Origin of the sequence: Caulobacter sp. AP07 (genome assembly GCF_000281955.1) — a bacterium.
Classification (GTDB): domain Bacteria; phylum Pseudomonadota; class Alphaproteobacteria; order Caulobacterales; family Caulobacteraceae; genus Caulobacter.
This window is the reverse complement of the sequence record NZ_AKKF01000038.1, coordinates 1-22,198: the sequence shown is the minus strand read 5'-3', so window position 1 is coordinate 22,198 and position 22,198 is coordinate 1. Positions and strand designations below refer to the sequence as shown.

At 68.3% G+C, this 22,198-nt stretch carries 26 protein-coding genes; 2 read left to right on the top strand and 24 right to left on the bottom strand.

Annotation, left to right across the window (positions count from 1 at the left end):
* From PMI01_RS03630 to rimP, 4 genes are all read right to left on the bottom strand, one after another.
* A partial coding sequence (locus PMI01_RS03630; protein WP_007663182.1) for a translation initiation factor IF-2 associated domain-containing protein occupies nt 1–386 on the bottom strand: 386 nt, incomplete at its 3' end.
* A gap of 186 nt (nt 387–572) precedes the next feature.
* Nucleotides 573–1,223 (bottom strand): RNA-binding protein, encoded by a 651-nt coding sequence (locus PMI01_RS03625; RefSeq protein WP_007663180.1) that lies wholly within the window; start codon nt 1,221–1,223, stop codon nt 573–575.
* A 54-nt stretch (nt 1,224–1,277) separates the two neighbouring features.
* Nucleotides 1,278–2,984 (bottom strand): transcription termination factor NusA, encoded by a 1,707-nt coding sequence (gene nusA, locus PMI01_RS03620; RefSeq protein WP_007663178.1) that lies wholly within the window; start codon nt 2,982–2,984, stop codon nt 1,278–1,280.
* Nucleotides 2,985–2,986: 2 nt separating this feature from the next.
* The gene (gene rimP, locus PMI01_RS03615) at nt 2,987–3,604 is read right to left on the bottom strand and encodes a ribosome maturation factor RimP (RefSeq protein WP_007663176.1); all 618 of its coding nucleotides are present in this window, start codon (nt 3,602–3,604) and stop codon (nt 2,987–2,989) included.
* 290 nt (nt 3,605–3,894) lie between these two features.
* Here rimP and ppa point away from each other — a divergent pair, with 290 nt between their 5' ends.
* Nucleotides 3,895–4,428: an inorganic diphosphatase gene (ppa, locus tag PMI01_RS03610; RefSeq protein ID WP_007663173.1), complete on the top strand. Its 534-nt coding sequence runs from the start codon at nt 3,895–3,897 to the stop codon at nt 4,426–4,428.
* 66 nt (nt 4,429–4,494) lie between these two features.
* On the opposite strand, the gene PMI01_RS03605 is transcribed toward ppa, so the two are convergent.
* The 18 genes from PMI01_RS03605 to PMI01_RS03520 all read right to left on the bottom strand — a co-directional run bounded on the left by PMI01_RS03605 (nt 4,495) and on the right by PMI01_RS03520 (nt 18,372).
* Nucleotides 4,495–4,935 (bottom strand): hypothetical protein, encoded by a 441-nt coding sequence (locus tag PMI01_RS03605; protein WP_007663171.1) that lies wholly within the window; start codon nt 4,933–4,935, stop codon nt 4,495–4,497.
* A gap of 52 nt (nt 4,936–4,987) precedes the next feature.
* On the bottom strand, nt 4,988–5,323 hold the full coding sequence (locus PMI01_RS03600; RefSeq protein ID WP_007663168.1) for a DUF4345 family protein: 336 nt from the start codon (nt 5,321–5,323) through the stop codon (nt 4,988–4,990).
* Between the two features lie 88 nt (nt 5,324–5,411).
* Nucleotides 5,412–6,092 (bottom strand): tRNA (guanosine(46)-N7)-methyltransferase TrmB, encoded by a 681-nt coding sequence (trmB, locus tag PMI01_RS03595; RefSeq protein ID WP_007663165.1) that lies wholly within the window; start codon nt 6,090–6,092, stop codon nt 5,412–5,414.
* Nucleotides 6,093–6,125: 33 nt separating this feature from the next.
* The gene (locus PMI01_RS03590; RefSeq protein WP_007663163.1) at nt 6,126–6,665 is read right to left on the bottom strand and encodes an SMI1/KNR4 family protein; all 540 of its coding nucleotides are present in this window, start codon (nt 6,663–6,665) and stop codon (nt 6,126–6,128) included.
* A 3-nt stretch (nt 6,666–6,668) separates the two neighbouring features.
* Nucleotides 6,669–7,892, bottom strand: a complete 1,224-nt coding sequence (gene metK / locus PMI01_RS03585; protein WP_007663161.1) for a methionine adenosyltransferase — start codon at nt 7,890–7,892, stop codon at nt 6,669–6,671.
* Nucleotides 7,893–8,019: 127 nt separating this feature from the next.
* Nucleotides 8,020–8,454 (bottom strand): helix-turn-helix domain-containing protein, encoded by a 435-nt coding sequence (locus PMI01_RS03580; protein WP_007663159.1) that lies wholly within the window; start codon nt 8,452–8,454, stop codon nt 8,020–8,022.
* A gap of 48 nt (nt 8,455–8,502) precedes the next feature.
* Entirely contained in the window at nt 8,503–10,092 is a 1,590-nt protein-coding gene (gene lnt, locus PMI01_RS03575) for an apolipoprotein N-acyltransferase (RefSeq protein ID WP_007663157.1), read from the bottom strand.
* Nucleotides 10,089–11,021: a hemolysin family protein gene (locus PMI01_RS03570; RefSeq protein WP_007663155.1), complete on the bottom strand. Its 933-nt coding sequence runs from the start codon at nt 11,019–11,021 to the stop codon at nt 10,089–10,091. Before PMI01_RS03570 ends, lnt begins: the two co-directional genes overlap by 4 nt.
* Before the next feature lie 12 nt (nt 11,022–11,033).
* Nucleotides 11,034–11,516, bottom strand: a complete 483-nt coding sequence (gene ybeY, locus PMI01_RS03565; RefSeq protein WP_157223663.1) for an rRNA maturation RNase YbeY — start codon at nt 11,514–11,516, stop codon at nt 11,034–11,036.
* A 28-nt stretch (nt 11,517–11,544) separates the two neighbouring features.
* Nucleotides 11,545–12,489 (bottom strand): PhoH family protein, encoded by a 945-nt coding sequence (locus PMI01_RS03560; RefSeq protein WP_007663151.1) that lies wholly within the window; start codon nt 12,487–12,489, stop codon nt 11,545–11,547.
* Complete coding sequence (miaB, locus tag PMI01_RS03555; protein WP_007663149.1) at nt 12,486–13,838, bottom strand: tRNA (N6-isopentenyl adenosine(37)-C2)-methylthiotransferase MiaB; 1,353 nt, start codon at nt 13,836–13,838, stop codon at nt 12,486–12,488. Before miaB ends, PMI01_RS03560 begins: the two co-directional genes overlap by 4 nt.
* Nucleotides 13,839–14,068: 230 nt before the next feature.
* Nucleotides 14,069–14,476, bottom strand: coding sequence for a Fur family transcriptional regulator (locus PMI01_RS03550; protein WP_007663147.1), 408 nt, complete (start codon nt 14,474–14,476; stop codon nt 14,069–14,071).
* A 61-nt stretch (nt 14,477–14,537) separates the two neighbouring features.
* Complete coding sequence (gene rimI, locus PMI01_RS03545; RefSeq protein ID WP_007663145.1) at nt 14,538–14,981, bottom strand: ribosomal protein S18-alanine N-acetyltransferase; 444 nt, start codon at nt 14,979–14,981, stop codon at nt 14,538–14,540.
* A complete protein-coding gene (tsaB, locus tag PMI01_RS03540; protein ID WP_007663143.1) occupies nt 14,978–15,619 on the bottom strand; it encodes a tRNA (adenosine(37)-N6)-threonylcarbamoyltransferase complex dimerization subunit type 1 TsaB in 642 nt (213 codons plus the stop codon). The genes rimI and tsaB overlap by 4 nt, the downstream gene beginning before the upstream one ends.
* Nucleotides 15,616–16,287 carry a DUF1131 family protein gene (locus PMI01_RS03535; RefSeq protein ID WP_007663140.1) on the bottom strand — a complete coding sequence of 224 codons (672 nt, stop codon included), beginning with the start codon at nt 16,285–16,287 and terminating at the stop codon, nt 15,616–15,618. Before PMI01_RS03535 ends, tsaB begins: the two co-directional genes overlap by 4 nt.
* A gap of 4 nt (nt 16,288–16,291) precedes the next feature.
* Nucleotides 16,292–16,939, bottom strand: a complete 648-nt coding sequence (locus tag PMI01_RS03530; protein WP_007663138.1) for a DUF1131 family protein — start codon at nt 16,937–16,939, stop codon at nt 16,292–16,294.
* A gap of 177 nt (nt 16,940–17,116) precedes the next feature.
* The gene (locus PMI01_RS03525) at nt 17,117–17,704 is read right to left on the bottom strand and encodes a malonic semialdehyde reductase (RefSeq protein ID WP_007663135.1); all 588 of its coding nucleotides are present in this window, start codon (nt 17,702–17,704) and stop codon (nt 17,117–17,119) included.
* Nucleotides 17,705–17,802: 98 nt separating this feature from the next.
* The gene (locus tag PMI01_RS03520; RefSeq protein ID WP_007663133.1) at nt 17,803–18,372 is read right to left on the bottom strand and encodes a NifU family protein; all 570 of its coding nucleotides are present in this window, start codon (nt 18,370–18,372) and stop codon (nt 17,803–17,805) included.
* 134 nt (nt 18,373–18,506) lie between these two features.
* Between PMI01_RS03520 and PMI01_RS03515 the strand changes: the two genes are divergently transcribed.
* Nucleotides 18,507–19,784 carry a cytochrome P450 gene (locus PMI01_RS03515; protein ID WP_007663131.1) on the top strand — a complete coding sequence of 426 codons (1,278 nt, stop codon included), beginning with the start codon at nt 18,507–18,509 and terminating at the stop codon, nt 19,782–19,784.
* Nucleotides 19,785–20,168: 384 nt separating this feature from the next.
* Here the strand turns inward: PMI01_RS03515 and trpS are convergent, their stop codons facing one another.
* Both trpS and murJ read right to left on the bottom strand, forming a co-directional pair.
* Entirely contained in the window at nt 20,169–21,203 is a 1,035-nt protein-coding gene (trpS, locus tag PMI01_RS03510) for a tryptophan--tRNA ligase (RefSeq protein WP_007663129.1), read from the bottom strand.
* Between the two features lie 209 nt (nt 21,204–21,412).
* Nucleotides 21,413–22,198: murein biosynthesis integral membrane protein MurJ (murJ, locus tag PMI01_RS03505; protein WP_035034334.1), on the bottom strand; the 786-nt coding region annotated here is incomplete at its 5' end.

The following is a 22,198-nucleotide window of genomic DNA, read 5'->3' as shown; positions in this document are numbered from 1 at the left end:
GCTTCAGCCGCGGCGGCGCGGGCTTCGGCGGCGCGGCGCTCGACGGCCTGGCGTTCCTGTTGTTCGCGAGCGGCCTCGATGGCGCGCTGGCGGGCCAGCATCTCGCCTTGCGACAGACCGCCGGCGGAGGAACCGCCGCCGCCCGAGGACTGCGGACGCGGCGCGTCATTGCGGCGTTCGGCCGAGGACGGCGCGGCGAGGTTGCCGGCCGGCGGCGCGTGCGGACGCACGCGCTTGGTTTCAACCACCACCGTCTTGGTGCGGCCGTGGCTGAAGCTCTGCTTCACGACGCCGGCGCTGACAGACCCCTGGCGGGGCTTCAGCGTGATGGGCGCTCTGCCCCCGGGGTTGGAACCAGGCCGACCGTTATCGTTCTCGTCGCTCATGCGCTCGCTTGTACTTTCGCCGGACAGCCGGCCAAAAACCGTTCGATCCATGTGAGAAAGGGGCCAGGACGTACCTCCCGAAGGAAGCGCGTTTCCCGACCCTTCTCTCAGGAGCGGATCAGACTCCTGTTCTCAGGTTCCAGTCCTCTGTCGCCGACGGACGTGGCGTCTGTCGAGGCCAGGGGCCTAGGGCTCCTCACGCCAACTCGCCGACCAACTCGGGGGAAGGAGTGGGCGGAAGCCTGATAACCGCTCGACATCCAATGTCCAGCGATCTGTGCCGCGCCCGGCAAGAAGCGCCGTGTGTATCACATTCTCCCCACCCAAGGCCAAACCCAATTCGTCGGATGAGAACATCCCGAGGATTTTAGGGTCGTTGGGGGCCTTGTAGACGGCGGTAAGCATCTTTCGCCGGCCGTCTGGGGCGCTGTCGGACGCCTCGATCAGCCACGCGGTCTTGCCGGACGCCAGGGCCGAGGAGACCTTTTCGAAGCCCGAGATAATGGTTCCGCCGCGCCGCGCAAGGCCCAGGCCGTCCAGAACCCGCTTGACCAGCAGCCGCTCCACCTGGTCGGCCAGGTCGGCGGGGGCCGACACCTTGGTCTTGGCTGAGCGCGAGAACAGGCCCTTCTTGGCCGCCGTCGTCACCGCCTCGCGGCTGGCCTCGACCCACATGCCCCGTCCGGGCAGCTTGCGGGCCACGTCGGGCACCACGCTGCCGTCGGGGCCGACCACGAACCGCACCAGACGCGCCTCGTCCGTCGCCTCGCCCAGGACGATGTCCTTGCGCTGGCGGGAAGCTTCGGCGTGGGTCTTGGGGGCGTCGGGGTCGGTCATGCGGCTCGCAAAACACCGCGCCTCCGTCTTGCGAGGGAGGCGCGGGGCTCAAGGTCAGTCTTCGGTGGTTTCTTCGGGAGCGTCTTCGGTCTCCAGGACCGCTTCGGCGTCCTCGGCGGTCTCGTCCGAGGCCTCGGCCGGCTCATCGCCCGCCTCTTCCACGTACTCGACCTCTTCCTCGATATATTCCGGCTCGGGCGGGGCCTCGACCCAGCCCATGACGACCCGGGCGCGCATGATCAGCGCCTCGGCGTCTTCCGGCGACAGGTTGAAGCTGTCCAGGATGCCGGCTTCGCGCGTGCGCTCGCCGTCCTTGGTCTCGAACCAGCCGCGCAGGTCGTCGGGGATCAGGCCGGCCAGGTCCTCGACCGACTTCACGTCGCCTTCGCCCAGGGCCACGGCCACGGGCAGGGTGACGCCTTCGATCTCCAGCAGGCTGTCCTCGACACCCAGCTCGACGCGCTTGGCGTCGAGGGCGGCGGCTTCCTTGTCGAGGAATTCGCGGGCCCGGGTCTGCAGCTCCTCGGCGGTCTCGTCGTCGAAGCCCTCGATGGCCGCGATCTCGTGCGGCTCGACATAGGCGACGTCTTCCACCGTGGCGAAGCCTTCGGTGACCAGCAGCTGGGCGATGACCTCGTCGACGTCCAGGGCTTCCTGGAACAGGGCCGTGGTCTCGGTGAACTGCTTCTGACGGCGCTCGCTCTCCTGGCTCTCCGTCATGATGTCGATCTGCCAGCCGGTCAGCTGCGAGGCCAGGCGGACGTTCTGGCCGCGGCGGCCGATGGCCAGCGACAGCTGCTCGTCGGGCACCACCACTTCGACGCGCTCGTCCTCCTCGTCCATCACCACCTTGGAGACCTCGGCGGGGGCCAGGCCGTTGACGATGAAGGTCGCCTCGTCCTCGGACCACTGGATGATGTCGATCTTCTCGCCCTGCAGCTCGGCCACCACCGCCTGGACGCGCGAGCCGCGCATGCCGACGCAGGCGCCGACCGGGTCGATGCTGCTGTCGTTGGAGATCACGGCCATCTTGGCGCGCGAGCCCGGGTCGCGGGCCACGGCGCGGATCTCGATGACGCCGTCATAGACTTCCGGCACTTCCTGCGCGAACAGCTTGGCCATGAAGCCGCCGTGGGCGCGCGACAGCATGATCTGCGGGCCCTTGGTCTCGCGGCGGACGTCGTAGATGTAGGCGCGGATGCGGTCGCCGACGTTGAAGTTCTCGCGCGGGATCGACTGGTCGCGGCGCATGATGCCTTCGCCGCGGCCCAGGTCGACGATGACGTTGCCGTACTCGACGCGCTTGACGCTGCCGTTGACGATCTCGCCGGCCCGATCCTTGTACTCGTCGTACTGGCGCTCGCGCTCGGCTTCGCGAACCTTATGCATGACGACCTGGCGGGCCATCTGGGTCTGGACGCGGCCGATCTCGAACGGCGGCAGGCTTTCCTCGTAGATCTTGCCGACCTCGGCGTCGCGCCAGGTGCGCTTGGCCGACGACAGCTGGACCTTGCCGATCTCGCCTTCCAGCTCGAAATCGTCCGACACGACCTCGATCACCCGCTTCTGGGTGGTCTCGCCGGTGCGCGGGTCGATCTTCACGCGGATGTCGTGCTCGGCGCCGTAGCGGGCGCGGGCGGCCTTCTGCAGGGCGTCCTCGATCGCCTCGATGACGACTTCCTTCTCGATGCCCTTTTCACGCGCGACCGCGTCGGCGATCTGCAGCAGCTCGAGGCGGTTGGCGGAAATGCCGATAGCCATGGTCAGTCCTCTTCACTTTCGGACAGGTCAATATCGTCTTCGGCGTCGTCGCCGAGGTCTTCGTCGGCGTCAGCGCCTTCGGTGCCAACGCGGGCGGCGCGCTGTTCGGCGCCCCGCTTCATCAGTTGATCGGTGAGCACCAGCTTGGCGTCGACGATCCATTCGAACGGGAAATAGACGGTGGTGTCGTCCTCGCCCTCGAGGTTGAGGCCCACCTGGCCGTCCTCGACGCCGGCCAGCTCGCCCTTGAAGCGCTTGCGGCCCTCGGCGACGCGGTCCAACTCGATGCGGACCTCGAGGCCGGCATAGGTGTCGAAGTCCTTCAGCCGGGTCAGCGGGCGGTCGACGCCCGGGCTGGAGACTTCCAGGGTGTACTCGCCGCTGATCGGGTCGGCCGCGTCCATGACCTCGGAGATGGCGCGCGACAGCCTGGCGCAGTCCTCGACGTTCATGTCGCCGCCGCTGCCGTCAGCCTGCAGCGGCCGTTCGGCCATGATCTGCAATCGGCGCTGCTCGGCCCCGCCCATCAGGCGCAGGCGGACGATCTCGTAGCCGACGGATTCGGCGACGGGATCGAGCATCTCGACCAGACCAATATCTTCCTGCGTCTTGCCGCGCACGGTTCTCTCAACTCACTGGCAGCCGCCCAAAACCGCCTGGGAAAAGCCAAGCTGGCGAGCGGCCAAAGAAAAAGCGGCAGCCTTTCGGGCCGCCGCTCGAAAGCGCTATCAGCGCTGACGGACGATGTAGGAGCTATATAGCGCGATGTTCGGACGGTTGGAAGCCCCCCGTAAAGGCGGGAGCACGGCGCCGGGCGCCGTCACCCCTTCCGCACCGCAACATTTGTGGCCTATACAGTCGCCCGCGCAGGCCGCCTCCCCGCGGACCCAAATCCCAAAGAAGAGTCACGATGGACCTCTCCAAGATCGCTATCGGCGTGAACCCGCCCTTCGACCTCAATGCCATCATCGAAATCCCGCAGGGCGGCGAGCCGGTGAAGTACGAGATCGACAAGGAGAGCGGGGCCCTGATGGTCGACCGCTTCCTGCACACGGCGATGTTCTATCCGGCCAATTACGGCTTCATCCCCCACACCCTGGCCGACGACGGCGACCCGGCCGACATCATGGTGGTGGGCCCGACCCCGGTGGTGCCGGGGGCGATCATCCGCTGCCGCCCGATCGGCACCCTGATGATGGTCGACGAAGCCGGTTCGGACGAAAAGATCCTGGCCGTGCCGGTCGACAAGCTGCACCCCTTCTATACGGGCGTGAACAGCTGGCGCGACCTGCCGGTGATCCTCACCGAGCAGATCGCCCACTTCTTCCAGCACTACAAGGACCTGGAAAAGGGCAAGTCGACCAAGATCACCGGCTGGGCCGACCTGGAAGAGACCGCCGAGATCATCCGCACGGCGATCAAGCGCCACGACGAAAGCTACTGATCGAGACGTGATCGGGGGAGCCGCGCCAACCCGGCGCGCTCCCCTCTCCGGCGCGCGAGACCTCGGCTAGCGGAGCACGCCCCGCCGCGCCATCCACCACGCATACCCCATGAAGACGATCAGCAGCGCCGTGATGACCGCGCTGGTGATCGCCATCTGCGGACCCATGATCGCCCCGCCGTTCGTCAGGACGTAGGTGTAGACCAGGCTGAGCAGGAACGCCGCCAGCGACAGCGCGAAGACCGGAAAGGCCAGCCTGTTGCGCAGCAGGATGAGCACCGACCCCAGCATCGCGCTCCACACCCCGACGGCCCAATCGACGTGCATCCAGAGCGGCATCTCCTGATAGTGGGCGATCTGGGCTGGCGTCATGCCCGCGCTGGCCATGTAGCGGGCGCCCTGCGTCATGCTCATCACATGGTCGAAGGCGCCGATGGCGTTGAACAGCACGGCGATGACGCCGACCAGCCACAGATGCCAAGGCGTCTTGATCGTCGTATCGGCCATCATGCCCTCCCAAGGTTGCCGGCCAGCCACGCGGCCATCAGTCCCACCATGATCACGTCGACCCCAGCCGTGACGGCGGCGAAGCCCTCAGGAAACGCTTCCGGTGGGCGAGCAGGGCGGCGATGTAGAAAAGCTTGCTGGCGATGGCGACGCCGACCACCAGGGGCCGGGTCTCGGGATGGAAGGCCGCCCACAGCAGCATCGCGCCGACCAGGGCGATCAGGAACCCCCAGCCCCGGACCACCAGGTCGACCAGCGGCCCGTCCAAGGTTTCGCCATAGGTCGATTTCAGCGACCGGACGGGCGTGATCGCGAACTGCAACATGGTGGCCGTCAGCAGGCCGCTGACGATCAGCACGATGCGGAAATTGTCGATGAGCCAGGTCATGGCCGCCTCCCCGCGCCCGTCTGGACGCGGGCCGGAGGTCAGCCTAGCACGAGCTTGGCCTTGAGCGGAGCCCGCGCCGCGCCGCCGGCTAGACCCTGACGAAGTCCAGGAACACCGGCGCGCAGTCGCCCAGCTTCTTTTCTTCGTAGCGCGTCGTCACGTGGTCGGCGGGCGGGGCGTTGCGGTCGGCCGTCTCGTCGGCGAAGCGGAAGGCCGGGTCGGCCAGCACCCGCTCGATCGTCCATTCGGCGTAGTCGGCCCAGTCGGTGGCGAAGCGGAAGGCCGCGCCGGGCTTCAGCACCCGCGCCAGCTCGGTCACGAAGGCCGGCTGGATCAGGCGGCGCTTGTTGTGCCGCGCCTTGTGCCAGGGGTCGGGGAACATGATGAAAAGCCGGTCGATGCTGGCGTCGGGCAGCCAGCCGACCAGGTCGCGGGCGTCGCCCTCGTGGATGCGGACATTCTTGAGCGCCTGCTCCTCGACGTGGCGCACGGCGCTGGCCACGCCGTTGACGAAGGGCTCGGCGCCGATCACCAGCACCTCGGGGCGCTTGCCGGCCTGGGCGGCCATATGCTCGCCGCCGCCGAAACCGATCTCCAGCCAGACTCCATGGGCGTCGGGCATCAGGTCGCGCGGCTGGAACGGCGCGGTCGGCACGGCGATCTCGGGCAGCAGGGTGTCGAGCAGGGCCTGCTGACGCGGCTTCACCGGCCGCGACTTCAGGCGGCCGAACGAGCGCAGCGGCCCGTGGGGTTGCTGGGGATTGGTCATGGGCGGGGTCTTAGCGCCTGAACACCGCCGGGGCTAGCGACGCGTGGAATGGCCCGCGCGCTCCACCATTTCCGACCAAAACGGAATGGCCTTCCCCTCGTCGACCATGGCGAAGTCCAGAGGGTCGATCACAAACTCATGGCTGATGTAATTGGCCAGGTTGCGCCCGTAGACGATTATGTCGGCCTGATAGACCGAAAAGACTGGATTACCGGCCTCGTGCGGCGTTTCGGGCATGTAGCGATGGCCGTAGACGGGGATCAGCTTGGGCGCGGCGTCCACGGCGCGGCGCAGCACGACCGCCCGCTCGGCGGGATCATCAGGACGCGGCCCCCATTCGGGCCACCAGAGGTCGTTTTCCTCGACGTCGAACAACAGGCCCGCGTAGGGCCAGGCGAAGCTCTCGGCGAGCTTCTCGTGATCGCGGGCCCAGTCCAGGGCTCCGGCGATCCGGTGCTTCAACAGCAGCGCCCGCAGGTCGGGCGGAAAGAAAAAGCCGAACCGCGCCTGGGCGGCGTCGAGTTCGGCTTCGGTATAGGGCGGCCCCCAGATCGTACGCTGGGGGCCGCTCATGGTTTAGGCCAGGCCCTTCAGCTCCGACACCAGGTCGGTCTTCTCCCACGAGAAGCCGCCTTCGTTGTCCGGCGTGCGGCCGAAGTGGCCGTAGGCGGCGGTGCGGGCGTAGATCGGCTTGTTCAGCTGCAGGTGTTCGCGGATCGAGCGCGGGGTGGCGCCCCCGATCAGTTGCGGCAGCAGCTTTTCCAGCACTTCCGGATCGACCTTGCCGGTGCCGTGCAGGTCGACGTGGAACGAGACCGGCTGGGCCACGCCGATGGCGTAGGCGATCTGGATCGTGCAGCGCTCGGCCAGGCCGGCGGCCACGACGTTCTTGGCCAGATAGCGGCAGGCGTAGGCGGCCGAGCGGTCGACCTTGGTCGGATCCTTGCCCGAGAAGGCGCCGCCGCCGTGCGGGGCCGCGCCGCCGTAGGTGTCGACGATGATCTTGCGGCCGGTGACGCCGGCGTCGCCGTCCGGGCCGCCGATCTCGAAGCGGCCGGTCGGGTTGACCAGCCACTGGGTCTTCTTGGTGATCAGGCCGTCCGGGAAGATCGGCAGGATGTGCGGCTTGATCAGGTCGAGCACGCGCTTGGAAGTCGCGGCCTTGCCGTCGATCTTCTTGGCGTGCTGGTGCGACACGACGATCGAGACGACGCGGACCGGCTTGCCGGTGGCGTCATATTCCAGGGTCACCTGGCTCTTGGCGTCGGGCTCGAGTTCCGACAGCTCGCCCGAATGGCGCAGCTGGGCCAGGCGGTTGAGGATGTTGTGGCTGTATTGCAGGGTGGCCGGCATCAGCTCCGGGGTCTCGGTGCTGGCGTAGCCGAACATGATGCCCTGGTCGCCGGCGCCTTCGTCCTTCTTGTCCGAAGCGTCCACGCCCTGGGCGATGTGGGCCGACTGGCCGTGCAGGTAGTTGGCGAACTTCGCCTTCTGCCAGTGGAAGCCCTTCTGCTCGTAGCCGATGTCCTTGACGGCGGCCCGGACCTTGGACTCCAGCGAACCGAGGATGTCCTTGGTCAGCTGCTTGTTGGCGGCCTTGTCGCCGCCCGGCTTGCCGGCCCGCACTTCGCCCGCCAGGACGATGCGGTTGGTGGTGACCAGGGTCTCGCAGGCGACGCGCGCCTCGGGATCGGCGGTCAGGAAGGCGTCCACGACGGTGTCGCTGATCCGATCGGCGACCTTGTCCGGATGGCCTTCGGAAACGCTTTCGCTGGTGAAGATGTAGGAAGAACGGCTCAAGGGTCAGCTCCGGACATGACACCGCCCGCGCGGACGGTCTGCCCGACGGACTGAGCCAGGAACATATAAAGATAAGTTTATGTCCGCAAGCGGCGCAAACCAGCTTTCCTGGCCGACCTTCCGCCGATCAGACTTCCGCGTCGTCCTCGACCAGGTCCTCGGCCATCGAGCGGACGAGATCCAGGATGCGCCGACGGACACGGGACTTGCCGATGCGCGGGAACAGCGCCGCCAGTTCCAGGCCCTCGGGGGTCATCAGGAAGTCGTGCACGAACTGCTCCGAGCCGTTCTCCGAGAAGCCCTCGAGATCGGTCGGGTCGGCCAGGCCTTCGAAGAAGTACGACACCGGCGACTGCAGGCTCTTGGCGATCTCGTACAGCTTCGAAGCGCTGACGCGGTTGGCGCCGCGCTCGTACTTCTGCACCTGCTGGAAGGTCAGACCCAGATCATCGGCCAGACGCTCCTGGCTGACGCCGAGGATCTTGCGGCGCATGCGGATGCGCGCGCCCACGTGCAGGTCGACCGGATTGGGGAGGCGGTCTTGATCAGGTGTCGTGTTCATGCCGTCGTCAATTCAGTGAAATTACGGTTTTAATGGAGCCTGTCTGTTTCAGTTCGGGAATTTTTCCAAGCCCCGACCTGCCGGCAGGGGAATCGCCGCGGCGATTGAGACCAAAAGCAGCAGCGCGAACGGCCAATGCCCTACCCGCGAAAACAGGGTCGGGGCCCCGACAGCGGGTAGATTACCGTCGATCACCCCGGAGTCGCCAAGATTCAGCCGCGCGCCGGAAATTATTTGGCCCCGCGCGTCGATCAGGGCCGATACGCCGGTCGGCGTCGCCCGGATGATGGGGGCGCCCGTTTCGATGGCGCGGTAGCTGGCCAGGTTGAGATGCTGCAGCGGGCCCGAGGTCACGCCGAACCAGGCGTCGTTCGAAACATTGACGATGGCCCGCACGCCATCGTCCGGCTTGGCCAATCGCGGGAACAGGCTCTCGTAGCAGATCAGCGGCTGGACCAGCAGGTCGGGCGCGATCCTCAGGGGCTGGGGCCGCGGCCCGGAAGCGAAACCGTCGCCCAGATGGGCCATGCTCTTGACGCCCAGCCGGGTCATCAGGGCGTCGGCCGGCAGGTATTCGCCGAACGGCACCAGCCGGTGCTTGTCATAGACGCCCACCACCACGACATCGGTCGCCTCGCGGCGCAGGGCGATCAGGCTGTTGTAATAGACCGGCTTTTCGGGCGAGCCCTCATAGCGGTAGCCGCCGATCAGCAGCAGCTGGCCGGGACGCAGGGCGTCGACGATCGCCTGGCGCACCCAGGTCCCGGGAGCGAGATAATCGTTGATCGCCGCCGGCAAGGCCCCTTCGGGCCAGACGACGATGTCGGCCGGCTTGCCGGCATACGGCCTGGCGGTCAGCGAGACATAGGCCTGGACGATCTGGGCGAAGCGAGCCGCATCCCACTTGGATTCCTGCGGAATGTCGGCCTGGACGATGCGAACCGTCGTGGCGGGCGGCGGATTGGCCACCGGCGTGACCGGAACCGGGAACGACATCAGGCCGTGGACGTAGAGGGCCGCCAGCGCCGCGGCCGCCGCGCCGACCGTCCAACGGCCGGGCTTGCCGTCGCGCCACACCGCCGGGGCGGCGGCGATGGCCAGGGTGATCCAGGTCAGGCCGTAGGCGCCGACCAGGGCGGCGGCCTGGGACGGCGCCGAGCCGGCCCGCCAGGTCTCGCCCGGCAGGTTCCAGGGGAAACCGGTCAGGATGTGGCCCCGGGTCCATTCCAGGACCGCGAAGACGCCGGCGAACACCAGCACCCGCCGCACGCCCGGCGGCCGGACGAGGCGGTAGAGCACCGCCGCCAGGCCCCAGAACAGCGCCATGCCGGCCGCCATGGCCGCCACGGCGAACGGGGCCATCCAGCCCTGATTGGCGGCGTCGACCATGAAGGCCTCGGCGATCCACCAGGTACTCAAGGCGAAATAGGAGAGCCCCGTCAGCCAGCCGCGCAGGAAGGCCGAGCGCAGCGGGCGGGGGCCGTCGACGGTGTCCAGCAGCCAGAGCAGCGCCGCATAGCCCAGCAGGCCGGGCAGGACCCCGAACGGCGGATGGGCCAGGGCGGCGGCGAGACCGGCCAGCAAGGCCAGGCCCCGCGCCCGCCACGGCGTCAGTTTCGGCAAGGCCGGCAGGTTCACGAAGCGGCCATGCGGCCGGGCTCGGCGGGGGTCTCGGCCCCAGGTCCGCCGGCGGCGGCGGGACGCACCCGCACCCGGCGCACCCGGCGCGGATCGGCCTCGACCACTTCCAGGTCGAAGCCGGCCGGATGGGCGATCACCTCGCCGCGCTGCGGCACGCGGCCGGCCAGGGCGACGACCAGGCCGGCGACGGTGTCGATGTCCTCTTCCATGTCCGGCGGGGCCAGGTCGCGGTCGAGGGCGGCTTCCAGGTCTTCCAGCGGCGCGCGGGCGTCGGCCTCGAACACCCCGCCGGGCCGGGCGATGATGCTGGAGACCTGGGCGTCGTCATGCTCGTCGTCGATCTCGCCGACCACCGCCTCGATCAGGTCCTCCATGGTCACCAGGCCGTCGGTGCCGCCGAACTCGTCGATCACCAGGGCCATGTGGATGCGGCTGGTGCGCATGCGCAGCAGCAGGTCGGCGGCCCGCATCGAGGCCGGCACGTACAGCGCCTCGCGCCGCAGCCGGTGCAGCACCTGGTCGCTGGGGGCCGGCCGCTTGTCCTCGTTGGCCAGCAGGCGGAACACGTCCTTGACGTGGATCACCCCCACCGGGTCGTCCAGCGTCTCGCGATAGATCGGCATCCGCGAGTGTTCGGCCTCGGTGAACTGGGCGACCACCGCGTCGAAGGGCGCCGAGGCCTCGACGGCGACGATGTCGGCGCGGGGGGTCATCACGTCGGCGACCCGCAGGCTCTGGAAGGCCTCGGCCTGGTCGACCATGTCGACCTCGTGGACCAGGGCCGGATCGGCGGGACGCGTGACCTCGGCCAGACCCGGCACGCCCCGGCCGGCCAGGTCCTTGCGCATCTTGCGGAAGAACGCCCGCACGCCCCGGCTCAGACGAGCCGGACCGGCGGGCGTGGAACTCTGGTCGTCGCTGGGCATGCCCTGGCTTGGTTATCCCTGGTCGGTGGAGGCCGGCTCGGCGTCGGCGGCATAGGGGTCGGGAACGTCCAATCCGGCGAGGATTTCGCGTTCGAACGCCTCCATGGCCTGCGCCTCGTCGTCGCTCTCGTGGTCGTATCCTAAGAGATGAAGCACCCCGTGCGCCACCAGATGTTGCAGATGGTGGGCCAGGGGCTTGCCTTGCTCGGCCGCCTCGCGCTGGCAGACCCCGAACGCCAGGGCGATGTCGCCGATCTGGCCCTCCGGGTTCGCCTCGGGGGTTTGGGGCGACGGGAAGGACAGGACGTTGGTCGCGTAGTCCTTCTGGCGGAAGTCGCGGTTCAGCGCCCGGACGCTGTCGTCGTCGGCCAGCAGGATGACGATGCCGTGGCCTTCGATGTCCTCATGGGCGTCCAGCACCGCCTGGGCGGCGCGCCAGACCAGGGCCTCGGCCTCCGGCTCGGCCTGGGTCCAGGCCTCGTCCTCGATCTCGATGTCTACCGTAATCATTGGGGGGTGATGGTCATTGGGTGGTCGTCTGCAGGGCGTCGGCGTCGTAGGCCCTGACGATCCGCTCGACCAGCGGGTGGCGCACCACGTCGGCGGCGGTGAAGCGCGAGATCGCCACGCCCTCGACGCCTTCGAGGATCGACACCGCGTGGGCCAGGCCGGAATCGCGCGGATTGAGCAGGTCGACCTGGGTCGGGTCGCCGGTCACCACCATCCGCGCGCCCTCGCCCAGGCGGGTCAGCACCATCTTCATCTGCAGGCGCGAGCAGTTCTGGGCCTCGTCGACGATGACGAACGCATGGGCCAGCGTGCGGCCACGCATGAAGGCGATCGGCGCGACCTCGATCTCCAGCTTGTCGCGGCGGCGACGCAGCTGGTCGGCCCCCATGATGTCGGTCAGGGCCTCCCACACCGGAGCCATGTAGGGATCGACCTTCTCGTTCAGGTCGCCGGGCAGGAAGCCGAGCTTCTCGCCGGCTTCGACGGCCGGACGGGTGACGATCAGCCGATCGACCTCGCCGCGCAGCAGCATGCCCGCGCCATGGGCGACGGCCAGGAAGGTCTTGCCGGTGCCGGCCGGACCCAGGCCGAAGGTCAGCGGATGGCTGAGCATCGCCTCCATGTAGCGGGCCTGGCCCTTGGTCTTGGGCGACACCGAGCCCTTGCGCACGGCCCGGGGCGAAGCCTGGCCGCCGGCGCTGTGGGCCTCGCCGACCGCCACGCGGACGTCGGCCTCGACCACTTCGTCCTGCGCGTCGGCGCGCTGGGCCAGGGCGTTGATCGCCCGCTTGGCGCTGGAGCGCGCCTTGACGTCGCCGGTGATGGTCACCCCGCCGCCCGGGGTCTCGATGAGCACCCGGAAGGCGTCCTCGATCAGGGCGGCGTGACGGCCGCCGGGGCCGGAAACGGCGCGGACGGCGATGTCGGACAGGGGCAGGAACTCAGGCGTGCGGCTCAAGCGGGCTCCGGAATGGCATGGCTGTCGAGCACGCCGCCCAGGCTCATCTTGGCCGACGACTCGATACGGACGGGAACGATCTGGCCGAGCAGGCTGTCAGGGCCCACCGCGTGCACCGCTTGCAGATAGGGACTGCGGCCGACGATTTGACCGGGGTTGCGGCCCTTTTTCTCGAACAGCACCGGCATGACCTTGCCGACCTGCAGGGCGTTGAAGGCCTTCTGCTGTTCGTCGAGCAAGATGTTGAGGCGGTCCAGGCGCTCGGCCTTGACCGCTTCGTCGACCTGGCCAGGCATGGCCGAGGCCGGGGTGCCGGGGCGGCGCGAATATTTGAACGAGAAGGCGCTGGCGAAGCCGACCTCGCGGACCAGCTCCAGGGTCTTCTCGAAATCGCCGTCGCGCTCGCCGGGGAAGCCGACGATGAAGTCGCCGCTCATGGCGATGTCGGGGCGGCCGGCGCGGATCTTCTCGATCAGCCGGACATAGCTCTCGGCCGTGTGGTCGCGGTTCATGGCCTTGAGAATCTTGTCCGACCCAGCCTGCACCGGCAGGTGCAGATAGGGCATCAGCTCGGGCAGCTCGGCATGGGCCGCGATCAGGTCGTCGCCCATGTCGCGCGGGTGGCTGGTGGTGTAGCGGATGCGGTCCAGGCCGGGGATCTTGGCCAGGCGCCGGACCAGCCGGGCCAGGGTGTAGCCGCCGCCGTCATAGGCGTTGACGTTCTGGCCCAGCAGGGTGACCTCGCGCACGCCCTGGTCGGCCAGGCGCTTGGCCTCGTCCTCGATCGATTCCGGCGGCCGCGACCACTCGCCGCCGCGGGTGTAGGGCACCACGCAGAAGGTGCAGAACTTGTCGCAGCCTTCCTGCACGGTGAGGAAGGCGGTGACGCCGTTGACCTGGCGCTCGGCCGGCAGAGCGTCGAACTTCTCGTCGGCGGCGAAGTCGGCCGAGAGGCGCTCGCCGGTCGCCCGGTGGGCGCGGGCGATCAGCTCGGGCAACTGGTGATAGGCCTGGGGCCCGACCACCAGGTCGACCGCCGGCTGGCGATGCATGATCTCCTTGCCCTCGGCCTGGGCCACGCAGCCGGCCACGGCGATGGTCATGGTCCCGCCGGCCTGCGCCTTGCGGGTCTTCATCTGCTTGATGTAGCCGAGCTCGGAATAGACCTTCTCGGTGGCCTTCTCGCGGATGTGGCAGGTGTTGAGCACCACCAGGTCGGCGCCTTCGGGGTCATCGACCACGCCATAGCCCAGCGGACGCAGGACATCGGCCATGCGTTCGCTGTCATAGACGTTCATCTGACAGCCGTAGGTCTTGATATAGAGGCGCTTTTGCGGGGTCTCGCTCATGCGGCGAGGTTATGGGCGCGAGGGCGGTCGCGCGCAAGGTTCTGGGGGACACACCCAATCTTCCTTCTCCCCTTGCGGGAGAAGGTGGCCTGCGAAGCAGGTCGGATGAGGGGTCGATGAACAGAACCGCTGCGATAGGGGGAACGGCCGGATGAGGCGTCGGAGTTCTGAGAGACCCCTCATCCGTCAGCTACGCTGACACCTTCTCCCGCAAGGGGAGAAGGAAGAGGTCAATCCTCGAGCGGAACCCCGTACAGCTCCAGCCGGTGATCCACCAGCTTGTAGCCCAGCTTGCGGGCGATGGCGTTCTGCAGGGCCTCGATCTCCTCGTCCACGAACTCGACGACCTTGCCGGTCTTCATGTCGATCAGGTGGTCGTGGTGATGGTCAGGCGTCTCTTCATAGCGCGAGCGGCCGTCGCGGAAATCGTGGCGCTCGATGATGCCGCTCTCCTCGAACAGGCGCACCGTGCGATAGACCGTGGCGATCGAGATGTGCGGGTCCACCGCGTGGGCGCGGCGGTGCAGCTCCTCGACGTCCGGATGATCGTCGGCGGCCGACAGCACACGGGCGATGACCCGACGCTGGTCGGTCATGCGCATGCCCTTTTCGATGCAGAGCTTTTCGAGGCGGTCCAAGGCGGCGTCTCCGGAAAGATGAGCACAAGCAAGATTCGGGCGGAAGATAGGGGCTACGGCGCTAGCTGTTAAGCGTCCTGCGCATCACGACGGCGTCCTTGGCGCCATCGGGATGGGGATAATAGCCCTTTCTCAGGCCCACGCGGTCGAAACCGGTGGCCTCGTAGAGCTTGAGCGCCGCCAGATTGTCGGCCGCGACCTCGAGGAACATCTCGAAGGCTCCCGCCTCCCGGGCGAGGCCGGCGGCCATCTCGACCAGGGCCGCGCCCCAGCCGCGACGGCGGGCGGCAGGATCGACGGCCACGGTCAGGATCTCGGCTTCGCCGGCCACGGCGCGGCAGAGGATGAAGCCCTTGGGCTCGTCCCCCTCGCCCAGCACCGCGAAGGCGCCGGGGCCCTCGAGCAAGGCTTCGAACTCCTCGGCGCTCCACGGCCGGGGAAAGGCGCGATCGTGCAGGTCGGCCAGGGTGAAGCAGGCCTCGAGCCCGACGGGATGCAGGATCATGCGGCGGGGGCCACGGCATAGGGGGCGCGCAGATAGAGCGGCCGGGGCGAATGGATCGGGGCGGGACGAGTGGCGGCCAGGCGAGCGACGGCCACGGGATCGGCAAAGGCCGGGGTCAGCACAGTCGCTTCCGGCAGCACGTCGGCCAGCAACGGCGCGCCCGAGCCGATCAAGGTCGCCGGACCGCCCGAATAGAGCTCGGCCAGACGGGCGGCGGCGACGCCGACCTCCAGGGCGTCGGGGGCCATCAAGGCTTTGCCGCCGTCGAAGACCTGCAGATAGACCTGGCCCATCCTGGCGTCGAGCACGCCGGCCACGAAACCGGGCGCGCCGGCCGTCGCGGCCAGGGCCTCCAGGCTGTTGATCCCGACGCACGGGATCGACAGGGCCGTGGCCAGGCCCTTGGCGAACGACAACCCAACCCGCAGGCCGGTGAACGAGCCGGGGCCGACCGTGACGGCGATGCGGGTCAGGTCCGGAAACTTCACGCCGGCCTCGCCCATCACCTCGCGGGCCAGGACGGCGATGCGCTCCTGGTGGCCGCGGGTCATCGGCTCGCTGCGGGCGGCGCGGACGGTGTCGCCGTCCAGCACGGCGATCGAGCTGGCGGCCAGGCAGGTGTCGACGGCCAGGATCATGGGGCCGCGTAGCCGCCGGCGCCGCTCTTCCAGACGAACTCGCGCAGGAACGCCTTGGCGGCCAGCACGTCGGCCGGCGGCAGTTCGTCCTTCGTCCAGCCCGGCACGCCGAACACGTAGCGCAGCACCGGTTCGCCCGGCTGGGTGCAGATCACGCCGTAGCGGTCGCGGCCCTGGCCCATCCGGCAGCGCGGCAGGTCCATGTCGGCGGCCGACCACTTCATCAGCAGGGTCTCGCCGCGCGGCCCGGCCGCGGGGCCGCCGGCGACGCGGATTTCGCCGACCATGCCGGTGGAGGGATCGCCGCTGACCTCGAGGACGCCGGTCCCCCCCTGGTCGACAGTGATGATCGGCGTGTTGGCGTCGCCGGCCCCGTGCAGGAAGGCGCTCTTGACCTGCGCCTTGGGGAAGCGGGCCTGGATCGCCTCGAGCCTGAACGGGGTCTGGGCCGCGATCGGACCGACGGCGTATTCGTCCAGCGCCAGCGGGCCGCCCTCATAGGGCGTGAAGCGGGCGACCGGCGCCGTGGGGCGGCCGGGATCGACGGCGTCGGTGACCTGGGCCGAGGGGGCGGCCGGCGCGGAGGCGGGCGCGGCCGGCTTGTCGGCCGGGCCGCAGGCGGCCAGCAGCGCCAGCGGCGCGGCGACCAGGGCGAAACGCTGGATCATGAGGTCAGGCCGCGCCGACCGCGGCGGTCTCGGCCGGACGCCAGACGAACTCGTTCAGCTGGCCCTTGGCCTTCAGGGTCTCGACCGGCGGCAGGCCGCCCTTGGTCCAGCCGGGCACGCCGAACACGTAGGCCACGGTCGGGGCCTCGGGACGGACGCAGACCGTCTGGTTGACGGTGCGGCCCTCGCCGGCCCGGCATTGGCCGATGTCGAAGCCGAGGTCGGCCCATTTTCCGAGCAGGGCTTCGCCCTTGGGGCCCTCGACCGGGCCACCGGCCAGGCGAATCTCGGCGATGCCGCCTTCGGTCCCCTTGCCGATCTCCAGCAGCGGGACGTTGTCCTGTTCGACGGTGATGATCGGCCCGGGCGGGCCCTCGCCGACATGGATGAAGGCGCTCTTGACCACCGCCTTGGGGAACAGGGCGGCGATGGTCGGCTGGTCGAAGGCGGTGGCCGCGGTGATCGGCCCGACGCCGTCGGCGCGAACCCGCAGCGGACCGTCGGCGTACGGCGTCACCGCAACGGCGACGGGGCCGGACTTCGGGGCCTCGGCGGCCGGCGGCGCGGCGGCGGTTTCGGTTTTCTTGTCGGCCGGGCCGCAGGCGGCGAGCAGCAGCAGCGGGGCGGCGATCAGGGCGAGGCGCTGGGTCATGGAGCGCCTTTTAGCATCCGGTCGGCGGCAAGTGCATCAGATGCACAATAAAGTTGTCATCCCGGGCGCAGCGAAGCGGAGACCCGGGACCCAGGGGCCGCCACATTGCGCCGGCCCCTGGGTCCCGGACAGCCTCTACGAGGCTTCCGGGATGACAACCTTTTGGGGTGCGAAGGTTCAGATGATCTTCGCGGCTTCCGCGAAGTCCAGGCGCGGGTTGCGCGGGAACAGGCCCTCGTCGTTGCCGTAGCCGATCGAGACGATGAAGTTGGACTTGATGTTGGTTCCGGCGAAGAATTCGGCGTCGACGGCGGCGTTGTCGAAGCCCGACATCGGACCGGTGTCCAGGCCCAGGGCCCGCGCCGCCAGGATGAAATAGCCACCCTGCAGCGAGCTGTTGCGCAGCGCGCCGGTTTCCTTGGCCACGGGATCGCCGAACCAGTTCTTGGCGTCCGGGGCGTTGGGGAACAGCTTGCCGAGGGTCTCGGGGAAATCCAGGTCGTAGCCGACGATCACCGTCACGGGGGCCTTCAGGATCTTCGGGCCGTTCGAGCCCGAGGTCAGCGGCGCCAGCCGGGCCTTCGCGTCATCGCTCTGAACGAAGATGAAGCGCGCCGGGGTGGTGTTGGCGGCGGTCGGGCCGAATTTCACCAGGTCGTACAGCTCGTGCAGCACGGCTTCGGGGATGGGCTCGGGCTTCCAGCCGTTGCGCGTGCGCGCCTCGGTATAGAGTTGGGCGAGGGCGGCGGCGTCGAGCTTGGACATCAGGAATCCTCAAGTGCGCTATTAGCAACTTATACAGTTACAGTATGCGCTCGGCCGAGCGCCCGCAAGGTCGAGGCCGTGAAGTTTTTCTGGGGTCCCTAGAGCGTCTGCTCGACCCGGGTCACTTCCGGCACATAGTGCTTGAGCATGTTCTCGACCCCGGCCTTCAACGTCGCCGACGAGGACGGGCAGCCCGAGCAGGCGCCGCGCATGTGCAGCCAGACCACGCCGGTGGCCGGCTCGAACCGGCTGAACACGATGTCGCCGCCGTCCTGGGCCACGGCCGGGCGGATGCGGGTGTCGAGCAGGTCCTTGATCTCGGCGACGATCTGGCTGGTTTCGTCGTCATAGACGCCGTCGTTGTCGTGGCCGCTCTCGACGGCGTCCAGCAGCAGGGGCCGGCCGCTGGTGAAGTGGTCCATGATGGCCGCCAGGATCGGCGCCTTCAGGTGCGGCCACTCGGCGTGCTCGGCCTTGGTCACGGTCAGGAAATCGGGACCGAAGAACACCCGGTTGACGTCGCCCAGCCGGAACAGGGCTTCGGCGAGGGGCGAGGCGTCGCCCTCCGCCGCCGTCTTGAACTCCCGCGCGCCTTCCCCCAGCACTTCGCGGCCGGGCAGGAACTTCAGGACCTCGGGATTGGGCGTGGTTTCGGTCTGGATGAACATGCTGGAGAAATGGACCCGCGAAGGCTCCAAGACAAGGGTGGGGGACAAGAGCGTGGGCGCCGCTTGCGTCAACGTGACAAACGAACCGCGTTATGGCTCCATGATCAAAACAAGTGTTTCAGGGAGAGTTCGCCATGAGCGACGGAGCCATCGATCTTTCAGGAGATCCCGGGGCCGACGCACGCGCCAAGGCCTACGCCACTCCGCTGGACCAGTTCGACGTGGCCGATCCCGCCCTGTTCCAGGCCGACGCCCACTGGCCGTGGTTCGAGCGGCTGCGCAACGAGGACCCGGTCCACTACTGCGCCAACAGCGAGCACGGGCCGTACTGGTCGATCACCCGCTACAACGACATCATGACCGTCGACACCACCCACCAGGTGTTCTCGTCGGACTCAAGCTTCGGCGGCATCACGATCCGCAACTTCGACGAGGACTTCGTCCTGCCGATGTTCATCGCCATGGACCCGCCCAAGCACGACATCCAGCGCAAGACCGTCAGCCCGATCGTCTCGCCGGTGAACCTGGCGCTTCTGGAGGGCACGATCCGCGAGCGGGTGGGCGGGATTCTCGACGACCTGCCGATCGGCGAGACCTTCGACTGGGTCGACAAGGTGTCGATCGAGCTGACCACCCAGATGCTGGCCACCCTGTTCGACTTCCCCTGGGAGGAGCGCCGCAAGCTGACCCGCTGGTCCGACGTCTCGACCGCCGTCCCCGGGGCCGGCATCGTCGACACCGAGGAACAGCGCCGGGCCGAACTGCTGGAGTGCCTGGCCTATTTCACCAACCTGTGGAACGAGCGGGTCAACAAGACCGAGCCCGGCAACGACCTGATCTCCATGCTGGCCCACGGCGAGGCGACGCGGAACATGCCGCCGATGGAGTATCTGGGAAACATCATCCTGCTGATCGTCGGCGGCAACGACACGACCCGCAACTCGATCACCGGCGGCCTGCTGGCCCTCAGCCAGAACCCGGCGGAAGAAGCCAAGCTGCGCGCCGACCCGTCGCTGATCCCCAACATGGTCTCGGAGATCATCCGCTGGCAGACCCCGCTGGCCTATATGCGCCGCACGGCGATGGAGGATTTCGAGCTGTCGGGCAAGACCATCCGGAAGGGCGACAAGGTGGTCATGTGGTACGTCTCGGGCAATCGCGACGAGACGGTGATCGACAACCCCAACGCCTTCATCATCGACCGCCCCCGGGCCCGCCAGCACCTGTCGTTCGGCTTCGGCATCCACCGCTGCGTCGGCAACCGCCTGGCCGAGCTGCAGCTGAAGATCATCTGGGAGGAGATCCTCAAGCGCTTCCCGAAGATCGAGGTGATGGGCGAGCCCAAGCGGGTCTATTCGAGCTTCGTGAAGGGGTATGAGAGCCTGCCGGTAAGGATTCCGAGCCGGCTCTGACAGTGGCGATGCGAACGCCGTTCGCATCCACGCCCCTAGTCACAATGGGTTGACGCGATTCCGAGCAGAGTCTACGCGTTGGTTATTGGTGTTTTTGACAACAGAAACTGTTGTTGAAACCAACAAAAGGTGAAGGGGCCACACCAAAAGTGCAGCCCCTCCGGTGCCCCCAACAGGGCTGCGGACCGAAACAACCTTTCGGTTAAGACGGCTCGGATGCAGGCGGCGATCATCACTCGCCGCCTGACACTTTTGTTAAAACTGCTTCGCCGCCAGAGTCCAGCGCCTAAGGCTCTGAATCGACTCGAATATTCTCACGTCGCGAAACACCGTTTCGAGAGCTTTGACGAGAGAGTGGTTTTCGCACCTCTCGTCATTTGAAATCTAAGCCCCCCAGAACCCGACCAGCTTGCGCACTTCGGCCAGGGTCGGGGCCGCGACCTCGCTGGCCCGTTCCGCCCCAGCCTTCAAAATCCGATCGATCTCGGTCGGGTCGCTGAGCAACCCGCGCATCCGCTCGCCGACCGGGGTCAGGGTCTCGACCGCCAGGTCGGCCAGGGCCGGCTTGAAGGTCCCGAAGCCCTTGCCGGCGTACTCGGCCAGCACTTCGGCCTTGGTCCGTCCCGACAGCGCCGCGAAGATGCCGACCAGGTTGTCGGCCTCGGCGCGGGTGGCCAACTCTTCCAGGGTTTCGGGCAGCGGCTCCGGATCGGTGCGGGCCTTGCGGACCTTGGCCGCGATGTCGTCGGCGGTGTCGGTCAGGTTGATGCGCGAATAGTCCGATGGGTCGGACTTGCTCATCTTGGCCGAGCCGTCGCGCAGGCTCATGACCCGCGCCCCGGGGCCCTGGATCAGCGGGTCGGGCTGCGGAAAGAAGGCCGGGGCGGCGAAGTCGTGGTTGAACTTGGCGGCGATGTCGCGGGTCAGCTCCAGGTGCTGCTTCTGGTCCTCGCCGACCGGCACGTGGGTGGCCTTGTAGATCAGGATGTCGGCGGCCTGCAGCACCGGATAGGTGTAGAGGCCGACGCTGGAGCGCTCCTTGTGCTTGCCGCTCTTTTCCTTGAACTGGGTCATCCGGTCCAGCCAGCCGAGGCGGGCCACGCACTGGAAGATCCAGGCCAGGTCGGCGTGCTCGCGCACCGCCGACTGCGGGAAGATCGTCGCCTTCTTCGGATCGAGGCCGGCGGCCAGATAGGCGGCGGCGATCTCGCGGGTCTGCTGGGCCAGCAGGGCCGGGTCCTGCCAGACGGTGATGGCGTGCAGGTCGGCGACGAAGATGAAGGTGTCCATCTCGTGCTGCAGCTTGGCGAACTTCACCAAGGCGCCGAGATAGTTGCCCAGGTGCAGGGCCCCGGACGGCTGGACGCCGGAGAGCACGCGGGTCGGGCCCGCATAGGGGACGGGGGTGTGGTCGGTCATGGCTTCAGCCTTGGAACGGGTAACGGGCATGGCGGGCGCGGCGGCGCGAAGCCGCGCCCGGAAGCGCGGCGGAAAGGACTAGCGGCGCCATCGCGGCGCGGAAGATCCGATCGAAACCATGGACGCTGGTTACCGGGCCGGGCGCGGAAGGGCAAGGCTTGACGACCGATCCTCGGCCGGGGACATGCGCTTGCCGCGTGTCCCCGACCCTAGGCCTTGCCCCGCTTCAGCACGGCCTTCAGCTCCGACGGCGTGACCCCGCCGAACAGGAAGACCAGCGGCGGATAGAGCGCGCCCCCGACCAGCACGGTCAGCAGCAGCGCCACCTCCTTGGCCCCGATCACATGGCCCTTGAGGCCCATGGCCTCCAGCGGGGCCTCGATCAGCGGCCGCCAGTGCGAGGCCGCCGCCAGCAGCAGGCCCATGGCGACGCTGGCCGCCAGGATCCGCGCCACCCGCGACCAGGTCTCCAGCGAGGGGTTGTAGTGGCCCTTGCGCGACAGGCCGAAAGCCATCTGCGCCACGTTCAGCCACGAGGCGATGGCGGTGGCCGCGGCGATGCCCTTGACCCCGATCAGGTTGAACAGGGCGATGCCGAACACGACGTTGACCGCCACCGAGATCAGGGCGAAGCGCATCGGGCTCTTGGTGTCGCCGCGCGCGAAGAAGGCCCGCGAATACAGCTGCTGCAGCACGAAGGCCGGGGTGCCCAGGCCGTAAAAGAACAGCGCCGCCGCGGTCTGGCTGGCGTCGAACGGCGTGAACTGGCCGCGGGTATAGAGGGCGTCCGACAAAAACCCGGGCATGGCTGTCAGGGCGGCGGCGGCGGGGATGGTCAGGGCCATGGCCAGGGCGATGGCCTGGTCCATGGCGCCCTGCGCGTCCTTGCCGTCGCCGGTGTTCACCGCCCGCGACAGGCGCGGCAGCAGGGCGACGCCGATCGCCACCCCGACCAGGCCGAGCGGCAGCTGGTACAGGCGGTCGGCGGTGGCCAG

Excerpts from the sequence above, each read along its gene's own strand:
- PMI01_RS03625 (WP_007663180.1), bottom strand. The coding sequence starts at position 1,223 with ATGACCGACCCCGACGCCCCCAAGACCCACGCCGAAGCTTCCCGCCAG.
- nusA (WP_007663178.1), bottom strand. The coding sequence starts at position 2,984 with ATGGCTATCGGCATTTCCGCCAACCGCCTCGAGCTGCTGCAGATCGCC.
- ppa (WP_007663173.1), top strand. The coding sequence starts at position 3,895 with ATGGACCTCTCCAAGATCGCTATCGGCGTGAACCCGCCCTTCGACCTC.
- PMI01_RS03605 (WP_007663171.1), bottom strand. The coding sequence starts at position 4,935 with ATGGCCGATACGACGATCAAGACGCCTTGGCATCTGTGGCTGGTCGGC.
- PMI01_RS03600 (WP_007663168.1), bottom strand. The coding sequence starts at position 5,323 with ATGACCTGGCTCATCGACAATTTCCGCATCGTGCTGATCGTCAGCGGC.
- trmB (WP_007663165.1), bottom strand. The coding sequence starts at position 6,092 with ATGACCAATCCCCAGCAACCCCACGGGCCGCTGCGCTCGTTCGGCCGC.
- PMI01_RS03590 (WP_007663163.1), bottom strand. The coding sequence starts at position 6,665 with ATGAGCGGCCCCCAGCGTACGATCTGGGGGCCGCCCTATACCGAAGCC.
- PMI01_RS03580 (WP_007663159.1), bottom strand. The coding sequence starts at position 8,454 with ATGAACACGACACCTGATCAAGACCGCCTCCCCAATCCGGTCGACCTG.
- PMI01_RS03570 (WP_007663155.1), bottom strand. The coding sequence starts at position 11,021 with ATGCCCAGCGACGACCAGAGTTCCACGCCCGCCGGTCCGGCTCGTCTG.
- miaB (WP_007663149.1), bottom strand. The coding sequence starts at position 13,838 with ATGAGCGAGACCCCGCAAAAGCGCCTCTATATCAAGACCTACGGCTGT.
- rimI (WP_007663145.1), bottom strand. The coding sequence starts at position 14,981 with ATGATCCTGCATCCCGTCGGGCTCGAGGCCTGCTTCACCCTGGCCGAC.
- tsaB (WP_007663143.1), bottom strand. The coding sequence starts at position 15,619 with ATGATCCTGGCCGTCGACACCTGCCTGGCCGCCAGCTCGATCGCCGTG.
- PMI01_RS03535 (WP_007663140.1), bottom strand. The coding sequence starts at position 16,287 with ATGATCCAGCGTTTCGCCCTGGTCGCCGCGCCGCTGGCGCTGCTGGCC.
- PMI01_RS03530 (WP_007663138.1), bottom strand. The coding sequence starts at position 16,939 with ATGACCCAGCGCCTCGCCCTGATCGCCGCCCCGCTGCTGCTGCTCGCC.
- PMI01_RS03525 (WP_007663135.1), bottom strand. The coding sequence starts at position 17,704 with ATGTCCAAGCTCGACGCCGCCGCCCTCGCCCAACTCTATACCGAGGCG.
- PMI01_RS03520 (WP_007663133.1), bottom strand. The coding sequence starts at position 18,372 with ATGTTCATCCAGACCGAAACCACGCCCAATCCCGAGGTCCTGAAGTTC.
- PMI01_RS03515 (WP_007663131.1), top strand. The coding sequence starts at position 18,507 with ATGAGCGACGGAGCCATCGATCTTTCAGGAGATCCCGGGGCCGACGCA.
- trpS (WP_007663129.1), bottom strand. The coding sequence starts at position 21,203 with ATGACCGACCACACCCCCGTCCCCTATGCGGGCCCGACCCGCGTGCTC.